Origin of the sequence: Pseudomonas sp. JZ114, assembly GCF_051027705.1 — a bacterium.
In the GTDB taxonomy this organism is placed as follows: Bacteria; Pseudomonadota; Gammaproteobacteria; order Pseudomonadales; family Pseudomonadaceae; genus Chryseomonas; species Chryseomonas luteola.
This window is the reverse complement of record NZ_CP069256.1, coordinates 3,292,201-3,306,462: the sequence shown is the minus strand read 5'-3', so window position 1 is coordinate 3,306,462 and position 14,262 is coordinate 3,292,201. Positions and strand designations below refer to the sequence as shown.

The 14,262-nt window shown below is 56.9% G+C and carries 10 protein-coding genes and 1 riboswitch; of the genes, 6 read left to right on the top strand and 4 right to left on the bottom strand.

Translation table 11 applies throughout. From position 1 onward, the window contains the following. From JQR90_RS15625 to adeC, 3 genes are read left to right on the top strand one after another with little or no spacing between them, the layout of a single operon-like run. The gene (locus tag JQR90_RS15625) at positions 1-1,215 is read left to right on the top strand and encodes an efflux RND transporter periplasmic adaptor subunit (RefSeq protein ID WP_010795579.1); all 1,215 of its coding nucleotides are present in this window, start codon (positions 1-3) and stop codon (positions 1,213-1,215) included. A gap of 14 nt (positions 1,216-1,229) precedes the next feature. Continuing rightward, a complete protein-coding gene (locus tag JQR90_RS15620) occupies positions 1,230-4,367 on the top strand; it encodes an efflux RND transporter permease subunit (protein WP_010795578.1) in 3,138 nt (1,045 codons plus the stop codon). A gap of 2 nt (positions 4,368-4,369) precedes the next feature. Continuing rightward, entirely contained in the window at positions 4,370-5,890 is a 1,521-nt protein-coding gene (adeC, locus tag JQR90_RS15615) for an AdeC/AdeK/OprM family multidrug efflux complex outer membrane factor (RefSeq protein WP_010795577.1), read from the top strand. A gap of 87 nt (positions 5,891-5,977) precedes the next feature. Here the strand turns inward: adeC and JQR90_RS15610 are convergent, their stop codons facing one another. The 3 genes from JQR90_RS15610 to ahcY all read right to left on the bottom strand — a co-directional run bounded on the left by JQR90_RS15610 (position 5,978) and on the right by ahcY (position 10,441). Next, complete coding sequence (locus JQR90_RS15610; RefSeq protein ID WP_010795576.1) at positions 5,978-7,921, bottom strand: DEAD/DEAH box helicase; 1,944 nt, start codon at positions 7,919-7,921, stop codon at positions 5,978-5,980. A 147-nt stretch (positions 7,922-8,068) separates the two neighbouring features. Further along, positions 8,069-8,917, bottom strand: coding sequence for a methylenetetrahydrofolate reductase [NAD(P)H] (gene metF, locus JQR90_RS15605; RefSeq protein WP_010795575.1), 849 nt, complete (start codon positions 8,915-8,917; stop codon positions 8,069-8,071). Between the two features lie 117 nt (positions 8,918-9,034). Further along, positions 9,035-10,441, bottom strand: coding sequence for an adenosylhomocysteinase (ahcY, locus tag JQR90_RS15600; RefSeq protein ID WP_434140107.1), 1,407 nt, complete (start codon positions 10,439-10,441; stop codon positions 9,035-9,037). A 69-nt stretch (positions 10,442-10,510) separates the two neighbouring features. Next, a riboswitch (S-adenosyl-L-homocysteine riboswitch) is annotated at positions 10,511-10,606 on the bottom strand. A gap of 186 nt (positions 10,607-10,792) precedes the next feature. Here ahcY and JQR90_RS15595 point away from each other — a divergent pair. The 3 genes from JQR90_RS15595 (at position 10,793) to JQR90_RS15585 (ending at position 13,765) form a co-directional block, all read left to right on the top strand. Then, positions 10,793-11,197 (top strand): acyl-CoA thioesterase, encoded by a 405-nt coding sequence (locus JQR90_RS15595; RefSeq protein WP_010795573.1) that lies wholly within the window; start codon positions 10,793-10,795, stop codon positions 11,195-11,197. 65 nt (positions 11,198-11,262) lie between these two features. Then, positions 11,263-11,883 (top strand): TetR/AcrR family transcriptional regulator, encoded by a 621-nt coding sequence (locus JQR90_RS15590; RefSeq protein ID WP_150348581.1) that lies wholly within the window; start codon positions 11,263-11,265, stop codon positions 11,881-11,883. 391 nt (positions 11,884-12,274) lie between these two features. Next, entirely contained in the window at positions 12,275-13,765 is a 1,491-nt protein-coding gene (locus JQR90_RS15585; RefSeq protein ID WP_312601784.1) for an NCS1 family nucleobase:cation symporter-1, read from the top strand. 9 nt (positions 13,766-13,774) lie between these two features. Here JQR90_RS15585 and JQR90_RS15580 read toward each other — a convergent pair whose 3' ends face one another. Then, on the bottom strand, positions 13,775-14,257 hold the full coding sequence (locus JQR90_RS15580; protein WP_010795569.1) for a metallophosphoesterase family protein: 483 nt from the start codon (positions 14,255-14,257) through the stop codon (positions 13,775-13,777). Between the last annotated feature and the right edge of the window lie 5 nt (positions 14,258-14,262).

The window sequence follows — 14,262 nt, the reverse complement described above, 5'->3', positions numbered from 1 at the left end:
ATGCACATCAAGTCGGCGCATGCTTATTTTGTCCCGGTTTTATTACTGGCGACGCTGACGCTCAATGGATGCGGTAAGCAGGATCAGGATCAGCAGGCTCAGCAACAGCAGCCACAAGCGGTTGAAGTGGGTGTGGTTACGCTCAAGGAACAGCCGGTTACCCTGACGACTGAATTACCTGGCCGGACCTCGGCATTCCGTGTAGCGGAAGTCAGACCTCAGGTCGGTGGTATTCTCCAGAAGCGTTACTTCAAGGAAGGTTCTGAGGTCAAGGCTGGCCAGCAGCTCTATCAGATCGATCCTCGCACCTATCAGGCCAACCTGAATGCAGCCAAGGCCACTTTGGCACAGGCGCAGGCGACTATGGCGTCCAACCGGCTCAAGGCCCAGCGCTATGCTGCCTTGGTAAAAGACGAAGCGATTAGCCGCCAGGAAGCGGATGACGCCCAGGCGACTCTCAAGCAGAACGAAGCCCAGGTAGAGACTGCCAAGGCTGATCTGCGTACTGCAGAGATTAATTTAGCCTATACCAAGGTGACGGCGCCGATTTCGGGACAGATCAGTCGTTCACTGGTGACAGAAGGTGCTCTGGTTACTGCTGATCAGGCGACTGCCTTGGCCATCATCAACCAGCTTGATCCCATTTATGTGGACGTGACGCAGTCCAGTACCGAGATGCTGCGTCTGCGACGTGAGCTGGACAGCGGTCTGATCAAGCGGGCGGGTGAGGATGCCGCCCAGGTGAAGCTGATGCTGGAAGACGGTTCCGAATACAAGCATCTGGGCAAGCTGCAGTTCTCTGAGGTGTCAGTGGATCAGGGAACCGGCTCGGTTACCATTCGTGCAGAGTTTCCCAACCCTGACCGTTTGTTGCTGCCAGGCATGTTCGTGCGTGCGCAACTGCAGGAAGGAGTCCGTCAGACGGCTATCCTGGCGCCACAGCAGGGCATCTCGCGCGACCTGAGAGGTAACGCCGTAGCGATGGTTGTTACGCCGGACAACAAGGTCGAGCAGCGTACCGTGAAGACCGAGCGTACGATCGGCACCAACTGGCTGATCTCCGATGGCCTGAAGGCGGGCGACCAATTGATTACGGAAAACCTGCAGCGTATTCGCCCGGGTGCTTCGGTTACGACCAAGCCGGCCACCAATGTGGCTGGGCCTGGCGATTCGGCACAACCTGCTCAGCAGGGTAGTGCCGACAAGCAGCAATAAGGGAGCCGCTGTCGATGTCAAGATTCTTTATTGACCGCCCCATTTTCGCCTGGGTACTTGCCCTGGTGATCATGCTGGCGGGCGGTCTCGCCATTCTTAACCTACCGATCAACCAGTACCCAAACATCGCGGCACCGGCTGTTTCGATCCAGGTGAGCTATCCCGGCGCGTCGGCACAGACCGTTCAGGATACAGTCGTCCAGGTCATCGAGCAGCAGATGAACGGGATCGACAACCTGCGTTATCTCTCCTCGGAGTCCAACTCCGATGGCAGCATGACCATTATCGTGACCTTTAACCAAGGCACGGACCCGGACATTGCGCAGGTTCAGGTACAGAACAAGCTGCAGCTGGCGACACCGCTTCTGCCTCAGGAGGTGCAGCAGCAGGGCCTTCGGGTGGCCAAGTATCAGCGTAACTTCATGCTGGTGGTGGGTCTGGTGTCAAACAACGACTCCCTGACTCGTGAGGATCTGTCCAACTACATCGTATCCAACATGCGTGACCCCATCGCGCGGACCCCGGGTGTAGGTGATTTCCAGGTCTTCGGCTCGCAGTACGCCATGCGTATTTGGCTGGATCCGGCCAAACTGAATAAATATCAGTTAATTCCCGGAGATGTTTCCAATGCCATTCAGAGCCAGAACGTCCAGTTGGCTTCGGGCTCGCTGGGCGGTTTGCCTGCCGTTGAAAACCAGCAGCTCACCGCTACGATCATTGGCCGTACCCGTCTGGAAACCCCAGAGCAGTTCGGTAACATTTTCCTGAAGGTCAATCCCGATGGTTCCCAGGTGCGGCTGCGTGACGTCGCACGTATCGAGCTGGGCGGTGAAAATTATTCGATCGACGCCCAGTTCAACGGCAAGCCTGCGTCGGGTATGGCGCTGCGTCTGGCAACTGGGGCTAACCTTTTGGATACGTCCAAGGCCGTTCGTGCGACCATTGAACGACTCAAGCCGTTCATGCCTGAAGGCATGGAAGTGGTGTACCCGTACGACACTACACCTGTAGTAACTGCCTCCATTCATGAGGTGGTCAAGACACTGGGCGAGGCGATTCTGCTGGTATTCCTCGTGATGTATCTGTTCCTGCAGAACTTCCGAGCCACTTTGATCCCGACTATTGCAGTTCCGGTCGTCTTACTGGGTACGTTCGGTATCCTGTTCGCGTCAGGCTTTACCATCAATATCCTGACCATGTTCGGGATGGTGCTGGCGATTGGTCTGCTCGTGGACGATGCCATCGTTGTGGTGGAAAACGTCGAACGGGTCATGGCGGAAGAGGGGCTAAGTCCCAAGGAAGCGACCCGCAAGTCCATGGACCAGATCCAGGGCGCGCTGGTGGGTATCGCTCTGGTGCTGTCAGCGGTATTCGTGCCGATGGCCTTCTTTGGCGGCTCGACCGGGGTGATCTACCGGCAGTTCTCGATTACCATTGTTTCCGCTATGGCCCTATCGGTGCTGGTTGCTTTGATCCTGACGCCAGCGCTGTGTGCCACGATCCTCAAGCCGGTCGACAAGAACCATCACGAGAAGCGCGGCTTCTTTGGCTGGTTCAACCGCAAGTTCGACAGTGGCGTCAACCGTTATGAGCGCAGCGTCGCTACTGTTATCCGTCACAAGGTACCGTTCCTGCTGGTATATGTCGTCATTCTGGCTGGCATGGCGTTCATGTTTACCCGCATTGCATCATCCTTCCTGCCTGAGGAAGACCAGGGCGTAATTTTCGTGCAGGTAACCACACCAACCGGATCGTCTGCGGCACGTACCCAGGTTGCGCTGGATCAGATGCGCGAAATGATGATGAAGAACGAGCCGTCGGCAGTCAGCTCCATGTTTACGGTCAACGGCTTCAGCTTTGCCGGCCGTGGTCAGAGCTCCGGCCTTGCATTCGTTCAGCTCAAGCCTTGGGAAGATCGTCCGGATGCCAAGGACCGCGCCAGTGCTGTAGCCGGACGCGCCATGGGTTATCTGTCGCAGATCAAGGATGCCATGATCTTTGCCATCGTTCCGCCAGCGGTACTTGAGCTGGGTAACGCTACCGGTTTCGACTTCTATCTTCAGGACAACTCCGGCCTTGGCCATGAGAAGTTGATGGAGGCGCGGAATCAATTGCTGGGCATGGCGGCACAGAATCCGAAGCTGACTCAGACTCGCCCCAATGGTTTGAATGACGAAGCGCAGTACAAGCTGATCATCGACGATGAAAAGGCCCGTGCGCTAGGTCTGTCCCAGACCGATATCAACCAGACCTTGTCAATTGCCTGGGCCTCCAGTTACGTCAATGACTTCATCGACAGAGGCCGCGTAAAGCGTGTGTATGTACAGGGCGAAGCCGATTCACGGATGAACCCGGAAGATCTGAGCAAGTGGTACGTACGTAACAGCAATGGCGAGATGGTGCCGGTATCGGCCTTTGCCCATGGCGAGTGGGTCTACGGTTCACCCAAGCTTGAGCGTTATAACGGTATCTCGTCTGTCGAGATCCAGGGCTCTCCTGCGCCTGGTTACAGTACGGGCGATGCCATGACCGAAATCGAGAACATGGCCAAGGAGCTACCGCAGGGCGTTGGTATTGCCTGGACCGGCATGTCGTACGAAGAGCGACTTTCAGGTTCGCAGGCACCTGCCTTGTATGCCTTGTCCCTGGTAGTGGTCTTCCTCTGCCTGGCAGCACTATATGAGAGCTGGTCGATCCCGATTGCGGTCATTCTGGTAGTACCGCTGGGCGTGATCGGTGCGCTCCTGGCTACCTACTTCCGAGGTTTGGCAAACGACGTGTTCTTCCAGGTGGGCCTGCTAACCACCATTGGTTTGTCAGCCAAGAACGCGATTCTGATCGTGGAGTTTGCCAAGGAGTTGCACGAGGGCGGCAAGAACATCGTCGATGCCGCCGTAGAAGCCGCACGGATGCGTCTACGCCCGATTATCATGACGTCCATGGCCTTTATCTTGGGCGTGGTTCCGCTGGCCATCTCCAATGGTGCCAGCTCCGGTAGTCAGCATGCGGTTGGTACGGGCGTGATTGGCGGGATGGTAACCGCAACCGTTTTGGCGATCTTCTGGATTCCCATGTTCTACGTCGTGGTCAGCAGTTTGTTCAAGGACAAGGCTTCACGTGATCAGGAATCAGGCGCCGAGGGAAGACATTGAGTATGAAGAAGTCTCTTTTATCCATCGCAATAGGTGCAGTGCTGCTTTCGGGCTGCACCCTGATTCCCGACTACGAGCGGCCTGCATCGCCTGTGGAAAACGCTTGGCCGCAAGGCGAGGCGTACAAAGGCAATCCAACCAGCAGTGGTTCGGAATACACGGCCGATATTGGCTGGCGTGAGTTCTATAGCGATCCGCAATTGCAGCGTCTAATTCAAGTCGCTCTGGATAACAACCGTGATCTGCGGCAGGCGGCTCTGAATGTTCGCCTGTATCAGGCGCAGTATCGTATCCAGCGTGCAGAGCTGTTCCCGACCATTGGCGTCAATGCCAATGGTTCGCGGACGCGTACGCCGGCAGACATGAGCTCGGCAGCGGCGATCCAGGAGTTGCTGCAAAACACTGGTCAGGCTGGCGCGGGAAGCTCTCGTAGCGGCTCGATCAACAGCCAATACACGGTAACGCTTGGCATGTCGGCCTATGAGCTGGATCTGTTCGGTCGGCTGCGCAGTCTGAATGAGCAGGCCTTACAAAGTTATTTTGCAACCGTTGAGGCGCGGCGCAGTACCCAGATCAGCCTGATTTCCGAAGTGGCCAACGCCTACTTCACCTGGAAAACCGATCAGAAATTGCTCCAGCTTACCCGCGATACATTGGACGCTTATCAGCGCTCATTCGATCTGACCAAGCGTCTGCTGGATAATGGGGTGGGTAGCGGTCTGGATCTACGTCAGTCCCGTACGGCGCTGGAGGGCGCTCGGGCGAGTCTTGCGCAGTACACTCGTCAGGAGGCGCAGGATCGCAATGCGCTGGGGTTGCTGTTGGGCGCGCCCTTGCCGACCGATCTACCGGCCGGCAAGAGCCTGGATGACAATGACCTGCTGGCCAAGCTGCCAGCTGGCTTGCCGTCGCAGCTGTTACAGCGCCGTCCGGATGTTTTGCAGGCCGAGCTTAACCTCAAGGCAGCCAATGCCAATATTGGAGCCGCCAGGGCAGCGTTCTTCCCAAGCATCAGCCTGACCGCCCAGGGTGGAACGGGTAGCCGGGAGCTTTCTGGCTTGTTTGATGCCCATTCGGGATACTGGACATTCGCACCCAGCATCAATATCCCGATCTTTACCGCCGGTAGTCTGAAGGCAAGCCTCGATGCGGCCAAGATCCAGAAGGACATCAATATCGCTGCGTATGAGAAAGCCATCCAGACAGCCTTCCGGGAAGTGTCTGATTCTCTAGCTGCACAGGGAACCTATGATGACCAGCTTCAGGCCCAGCGTGATCTGGTGACGGCAAGTCAGGAGTATTACGATCTGGCTGAGAAGCGTTACCGTCAGGGCATCGATAACTACCTGACTGTGCTTGATGCGCAGCGATCCTTATATTCGGCTCAGGAGCAGCTGCTCGCAGACCGCCTTAATCAGCTCAGCAGCAGTGTGACGCTGTACAAGGCGTTAGGCGGTGGCTGGTTGGAGCGTACGACGGATAACAACGTCAGTGCGACGCCCGCAATCACATCAAAGCGCTAGTAAGGCAGACATGAAAAAGCCGACTCGATTGAGTCGGCTTTTTTTATGCCTATTTTTCCCTCCAGCCTGCGCTGGAGGGAAAACGCATCAAGCGTCAGAGTCAGCCGAGCGATTACGTGTCAGCAAGGCAGGCTTTTCAGCCTTTGGACGAACCTGGAGCGAATCCAGCTGCTCAGGCGTCAGCATGCGGTCTGCACGAGAAGGCTTGTGCAGAATGCGAGGTTGCGGCTTGTTGGGTGCACGCTCCTCTGTCATAGCGGGACGCGGCTCACGGGGTTCGCGTGGCTGGTAAGGACGATTCTCCTGACGGGGACGTTGTCCGGCCGGCTTGTTGCGACGCTTGTTCTGAGCTGGGCCACGACTATCGGTTGCAGGCGCGTTGCTGGCATTGGCCGCACCTTGTCTAGGACGAGGCGGGCGTGCTTGAGCCGTAGCGCCTGAAGTCGCTGCGCCTTGGCTATGGGTACGCGGCGGTTGCCCTTGACCTGGACGACGCGGACCACCATTACGGCGATTCTTGCCTTGATAAGGGCTGACATAATCGACCCGGTTACCAAAGTTATCGAAATCGTCATCCAGAAACTCTTCCGGATCGCGGTTCTGGGGGCTCTGAGTTGTCTGCTGGGGCTGGCGCTCGCCGCTGCGCTCCTGGCGTGGCTTGTTTCTACCGGCGCGTGCCTGGTCCTGACCCTGACTCTGGTTCTGCTGGCGGCCACGCCGTGGCTGGCGTGCCTGCCGCTCCTCGTGCTGTGGTGCTGCGTGTTCAGCAGAAACTTCACCTTCCGCTGCTCTTGCAGGCTGCTCTTTGCGGGGTGCACGTGGCTGTCGTGCCTGGCGGCGGGGCTCGCGTGGCTCACGCGCTTCCACTTTCTCAACCGGTGCGCTGGCAGGGTCAAAGCCCTGCATGTCACCGTCAGGGATGTTCTGCTTGGTCAGGCGCTCGATGGCGCGCAGCAGTTTCTCCTCGTCGGGAGACACAAGGGATATGGCTTCGCCGCTACGACCGGCACGACCTGTACGGCCGATGCGGTGTACGTAATCTTCCTCCACGTTCGGCAACTCGAAGTTGACGACATGGGGAAGCTGGTCGATGTCCAGACCGCGAGCGGCAATATCGGTTGCTACGAGCACGCGAATGGAATTGTCCTTGAAGTCGGCCAGCGCTTTGGTACGTGCGTTCTGGCTCTTGTTTCCATGGATAGGCGCAGCCGGAAGGCCGTTCTTGTTCAGGTATTCGGCCAGGCGGTTGGCACCGTGCTTGGTCCGTGTGAAGACCAGCACTTGTTCCCAGGCGCCAAGAGTAATCAGATGAGCCAGCAAGGCGCGTTTCTGGGCAGCGGCAATACGGAAGACACGCTGCTCGATACGTTCGACCGTGGTGTTTGGCGGCGTGACCTGGATGCGCTCGGGATTACGCAGGAGCTTGTCGGCCAAATCGGTAATGTCTTTGGAGAACGTTGCCGAAAACAGCAGGTTCTGCCGTTCTTTGGGAAGCAGGGCGAGAACCTTCTTCACGTCGTGAATGAAGCCCATGTCGAGCATGCGGTCAGCTTCGTCCAGCACGAGAATCTCGATGGCTGACAGATCGACGTTATTCTGACCGGCAAGGTCCAGAAGACGACCAGGGCACGCTACCAGGACGTCAAGGCCCTTGGAGAGCGCAGTGACCTGGGGCTTCATGCCAACACCACCAAAGATGCAGGTGCTACGCATGGGAAGGTCGCGTGCATAGATCTTGAAACTATCATGCACTTGGGCGGCCAGCTCCCGGGTAGGCGTCAATACCAACACACGGGCTTGGCGCGGACCGGCTTTTTTGCCGTCAGGTTGTCCGTTCGGAAAGAGCCGCTCGAGAACGGGGAGGGCGAATCCACCCGTCTTGCCAGTACCGGTCTGGGCGGCAACCATCAGGTCACGGCCTTGCAGTACAGCGGGAATGGCCCGTTGTTGAACGGGAGTCGGGTTGACATAACCCGCGTCGTTTACTGCGCGGGATAGGGCCTCGGAGAGACCGAGGGAAGTGAAGGACATGCGGGGTTCCTGTCTACTAAGTCGGCGTCCCGCCGACGTTGGGGCGCGGTTTCGCCTGAAACGGACGACAATAATGTGTTCGTCTTCTCCACACGCTACCGCCCTGCGCTGGGTGGAAGGCTGGAAAATGGCTCCAGGCGATGATGTTCAGCTTTTAAAGCCAAGGTTATTCCAAATGGCCAGGCTGGGTTCAGCCTGATTCAATGTGTAGAAGTGCAGGGCAGGCGCTCCGCCGGCCAGCAAGCGTTCACACATGTCTGTCACGATTTCCTGGCCAAACGCCTGAATGCTTTTGACATCGTCAGCATACGCTTCCAACTGCTTGCGAATCCAGCGTGGGATTTCGGCGCCACAGGCTTCGGAAAAGCGAGCCAGGCTGCTGTAGTTGGTAATCGGCATGATGCCAGGAATGATGGGTACGTCTGCGCCTAGCTTGCACGCTCTGTCGACAAAATGAAAGTAGCTGTCGGCATTAAAAAAGTATTGTGTGATCGCGCCGTTGGCTCCAGCCTTGATTTTGCGAACAAAATTGGCGAGATCGGCTTCGAAGTTGCGTGCCTGGGGATGAACTTCCGGATAAGCGGCAACTTCAATGTGGAAATGATCGCCGGTTTCTTCGCGGATAAAGCTGACCAACTCGTTGGCGTAACGCAGTTCGCCGCCGGAAATCCCCATGCCGGAAGGAAGATCACCGCGCAGTGCCACAATACGCGTGATGCCCGCTTCACGGTAGCGAATCAGCAGGTCCCGTAATTCGGCCTTGGAGTCGCCTACGCAGGAGAGGTGGGGCGCTGTAGGAATCCGAATCTCGCTGTCGAGCTGAAGAACGGTATTGAGGGTACGGTCCCGGGTCGAGCCGCCAGCACCATAAGTGCAGGAGAAGAATTCTGGGGAGTAGCCGGCCAGCTGGCGAGCAGTATTGAGCAATTTTTCGTGGCCGGCTTCGGTCTTCGTCGGGAAGAACTCGAAACTGACGTTGGGTGTGGTACGAGTCATGGGTAATCCCTGGAGCGCATTGGCGCTTCCTCAAGAAACACCGCCGCTTGGGCGGTGTTGTCCTGAACTGCCGAGGAGAAGGGGAAGACCTTCTCCGTGTCGATTGATGCCTACCGCTTAGTAGCGATAGGTTTCCGGCTTGAACGGGCCGTCCTGCTCAACGCCGATGTAGTCCGCCTGTTCTTTGGTCAGACGTGTCACGACACCGCCGAAGCCCTTGACCATTTCCAGCGCCACTTCTTCGTCCAGCTTCTTGGGCAGAACCATGACCGTGACGTTCTTGGTCTTTTCGACTACAGGAAGGTCGGCAAACTTCTCGTTGAACAAGTGCATCTGCGCCAGAACCTGGTTGGCAAAGGAGCCGTCCATGATGCGGCTTGGGTGGCCGGTTGCGTTGCCCAGGTTGACCAGGCGACCTTCGGCCAGCAGGATCAAATAATCATCGTTGGCCGGATCGATGTCCTTACCGGTGCGGTGAATCTTGTGAACCTGCGGCTTCACTTCTTCCCAGCCCCAGTTCTTGCGTATGAAGGCTGTATCGATTTCATTGTCGAAATGGCCGATGTTGCACACCACGGCGCGCTTCTTCAGCTTTTTCAGCATGTTGGCGTCGCAGACGTTGGCGTTGCCGGTTGTGGTGACGATCAGGTCGATCTTGCCCAGCAGGTCGGCATCAACGCAGGCTTCGGTGCCATCGTTCTGACCATTCTTGTAGGGCGAAACGACTTCATAGCCGTCCATGCAGGCCTGCATGGCACAGATCGGGTCGACCTCGGACACCTTTACGATCATGCCTTCCTGGCGCAGGGAGGCAGCAGAACCCTTGCCTACGTCGCCATAGCCGACAACCAGCGCCTGCTTGCCGGAGAGCAGGTGGTCGGTAGCGCGCTTGATGGCGTCGTTCAGGCTGTGACGGCAGCCGTACTTGTTGTCGTTCTTGCTCTTGGTAACGGAGTCATTGACGTTGATCGCCGGGATCTTCAGGGTGCCTTTCTTCAGCATGTCCTGCAGGCGATGTACACCAGTAGTGGTTTCTTCAGTAACGCCGTGAATTTTTTCCAGGGCCTGCGGGTACTTGTCATGCAGGATCTGGGTCAGGTCGCCACCATCGTCCAGGACCATGTTGGCATCCCAAGGCTGGCCATCTTTCAGGATGGTCTGCTCGATGCACCACTCGTATTCTTCTTCGGTTTCACCTTTCCAGGCAAAGACAGGAATACCGGCAGCGGCAATGGCGGCTGCGGCCTGATCCTGGGTAGAGAAGATGTTGCAGGAGGACCAACGCACTTCAGCGCCCAGCGCGACCAGTGTTTCGATCAGCACGGCAGTCTGGATGGTCATGTGGATGCAGCCCAGGATCTTGGCACCCTTGAGCGGTTGCTCGCCGGCGTACTTGCGACGCAGGGCCATCAGGGCTGGCATTTCGGACTCGGCGATGATGATTTCGCGGCGGCCCCAGTCAGCCAGGGAAATGTCGGCAACCTTGTAGTCGTTGAAACCGGCAGGCGTGATAACAGCGCTCATTAAGCTCTCCATTCGTTCGAAGTTGTTGGCTGCCCCGGCGATAACGTGCCGCTGCAGGACAGCTGTAAATGCGAATGGGCGCCGTTGATGCGTGTGCAGGCTAGGCCTGCGGCTACGCTCCCCCGAGCCTGACAGGGAAACCCTGCTGCAGCGCCCCTCGGTAGGATGGCGGGTGGCGATTTGAAAATCGCCATGGGCTCGAAGTATAGCGGGCAATCCCCAGGCTTTGTAGGTGTACCGGATTCATGATGATCAGTAATTGACTGCATAGAGAGGAACGACCGCTTTGGTGGCTTCTCTAACCGGCGGAAGGGGTTAAGCTTGTGGACCGCTATTACTCAAGGAGACGACATGAATTTCCATACACGCAAGTGGGTAAAGCCCGAGGATCTGAACGCCAACAACACTCTGTTTGGCGGCAGCCTGCTGAAGTGGATAGACGAAGAGGCTGCGATTTATGCCATCGTTCAGTTGGGCAACCAGCGGGTCGTCACCAAATATATTTCCGAGATCAATTTTGTCAGCGCATCGCGTATCGGTGACATCATCGAGCTAGGGATCACGGCTACTGAATTTGGCCGCAGCTCCATTACCCTGCGCTGTGAAGTCCGCAACAAGATTACCCGCAAGAGCATTCTGACCATCGACAAGATCGTCTTTGTCAACCTGGACGAGGAGGGTAATCCGACTCCCCATGGCAAGACGAAGATCACGTACATCGAAGATCAGTTCAAGGATGAAGAAAAGGGCGCCTGAGTCGCTCTAGGTTCGCGACAGACCTTGGGGTAGCCTTGGCGTTTACTGCTCGTATCGGAAATGCCATGGCTAATCACAAGATCGAGATCCGCCGCAGGAATACGCAGAAGATATTGCTGGCTGCCGAAAAGGTGTTTGCCGAGAAAGGGTTTGGTGCTGCTTCCATGGGCGATATTGCCCAGGAAGCAGAGCTGCCGCGGTCGAACCTGCATTATTACTTCTCGACCAAGGATGACCTGTACCGTGAGGTGGTGCTCGGATTACTGGAACTCTGGAAACAGGATGCCATCTGTTTCGAGCAGTTCGATGATCCCCGGGTAGTGCTGACGAGCTATATCCGCGCCAAGATGAACCACTCCCGTACTCGCCCTTATGGCTCAAAGATCTGGGCCAACGAAATCATGCATGGTGCACCGCTGCTGGGGGCCGCTCTGGATGAACACCTGATGGAGTGGGCCAGACTCAAGCAGGCCAAGATCAAGCAGTGGGTGGATGACAAACGTATCCTGCCGGTAGAGCCGGCTTATCTGCTCTACATGATCTGGGCCTCGACCCAGCACTATGCAGATTTCAATTATCAGATCGACTTAATCAACGGCCATATGCCCTTGAGCGATCGGCAATTCGAGCAGGCTGTACAGACGGTGACGGCGGTTATCCTGCGAGGAATTGGTCTGGAGCCTTGAGCATTCCTAACGTAGCTGTCAGGAATAAAGGGTATCCGGCGCTGCCTTGGTGATCGTCGCTCACCAAATTGTTGCACAGGCTATGGCTTGGCTTTTCTGAACTTAATCAATGAGTTGGTTGCTTTTGCAACGCTTGCAAGCGATCACACTGCCTTTTTTCTGCACCAGTTTGATTCCTGACAACGCTGTTAGGACGCTTCGCTTCGGTGATCAGCTGCCATTGCCTTGCTAGGCAAACCAATATTCCAGGTGTGATATCAAGGACTTAGCGCAAGGCCCGCTCCCCTGACTGTTTTCGATCACGGTTCCGGCACGCTTATTGAGAGAAAGGGCGATCAGCCTGCTAGCAGGACCTACTCACCCCTATGAGAGAAAACAGGGAGAGCATGCCATGCCATACAACAGATCCGAAGTGATTGTGCGCGATGGTCTTCATGAGCTTCATGCCGGCCCGGATGTTCTGGACAGCCCACGTTATAACCACGACATGGCGCCTACTCAGGTAGCGGAGCGTTCCTGGAATAAGTGGCATATCGCAGCGCTGTGGGTGGGCATGGCCATCTGCGTACCCACGTACACCCTGGGTGGCGTACTGACGGCTTATTTTGGATTATCAGTGGGCGAGGCGCTGGTTACCATTCTGCTGGCCAACCTGATCGTGCTGATTCCCCTGACATTGAATGCATTTCCAGGCACCAAGTACGGGATTCCTTTTCCGGTCCTCCTGCGCAGCTCCTTTGGTATTCTGGGCTCGAACGTGCCCTGCCTGATTCGAGCAGTCGTGGCCTGCGGCTGGTTTGGCATCCAGACGATGTTTGGCGGTTTGGCGATTCACCTGTTTCTCGGGTCACTTTTCGAGGGCTGGAAGGCCTTGGGCAGTACGGGTGAGGTCATTGGCTTCATGGTGTTCTGGACGGCCAATCTATGGGTGGTCATTCGAGGCGCTGAGTCGATCAAGTGGCTGGAGACCTTGTCTGCGCCGCTCCTGTTACTTGTCGGGGTCGGTCTTCTGATGTGGGCGATGCCCCATGTGTCGATGACGGAGCTCCTGTCCCAGCCAGCCAAACGACCGGAAGGCGAGGGGGTGACCAAATATTTTCTGGCAGGCCTGACTGCCATGGTGGGTTTCTGGGCGACTCTCTCGCTGAACATTCCAGACTTCAGTCGCTATGCCAGAAGCCAGAAGGATCAGATCATAGGGCAGGTAATTGGCCTGCCGGTCACCATGTTCCTGTTTGCCTCCCTGGGCGTGGTAATGACGGCCGCTTCGGCGGCCCTGGTGGGCGAGACGGTGTCTGATCCGGTTTCGCTTATCGGTCATATCCAGAGCCCTGTTTGGGTCGCCTTGGCCATGGCCTTGATCGTAGTTGCGACGCTGTCGACCAATACAGCTGCCAATATCGTTTCGCCCACGAATGATTTCCAGAATCTTGCGCCCCGGCTCATCAATCGGACCCGAGCCGTATTGATAACTGGGTTGGTGGGCCTGGCGCTGATGGCCCATGAACTGCTCAAGAAACTAGGCTGGATTGTCTCGGATGTCAGCTTGGAGAGCGTGTATTCGAACTGGCTGCTGGGGTACTCCAGTCTTCTGGGACCCATCGCCGGCATCATGGTGGTGGACTACTTCATCGTGAAAAAGCAGCAGCTTGATCTGGCCGGGTTATACCGTGACGACTATTACCCAGCCTACAACGTGGCAGGCTTCGTCGCGTTCGGCATTCCTGTCGTGCTGACGCTCATGGCGTTGACAACGGGTGTCATGACCTGGTTTTACGATTACGGCTGGTTTACCGGTTCGGCACTTGGTGGGGTGATCTACTTTGCCTGCGCCGGGCAGCGTCATCGCAGCCCGGCGCCGCTGGCCAGGCCTTCGCTGTGAAGGCCCTGACTAGACTTCCAGGGTAATGAGTTCGGCGTTGACCTCAGTACCCTGTATGGTCAGGCGTCCCAGAGAGACAGGCAGCTTGAAGCGGCGAGGGCCAGGGCTGCCTGGGTTGAAGTAGAGCACGCCCTCGCGCTCCTCCCGTTTTGGCTTATGTGAATGCCCGCAGATTACAACGCGAATACCTTCGGCCGCCGGATCAATCACCAGATCCTGGAGGATGTGGATCACGTAGAGATCGACCTCGCCAAAACGAAGCGTAGCTGTTTCAGGTAGGGTCTGGGCCCAGTCGTCCGTGTCGTTATTGCCGCGGACGACGGTAAGGGGAGCTATTTCCCGAAGTCGCTCAAGGATTTCGGGCTTGCCGATATCACCGGCATGGATGATATGGTCGCTCCCTTCAAGTGCGCTCAATGCGCCGGGACGCAGAAGATTGTGCGTATCGGCGATAACGCCAATGCGAAAAATCGGATGGTTGGAGGCAGGCATGGTTC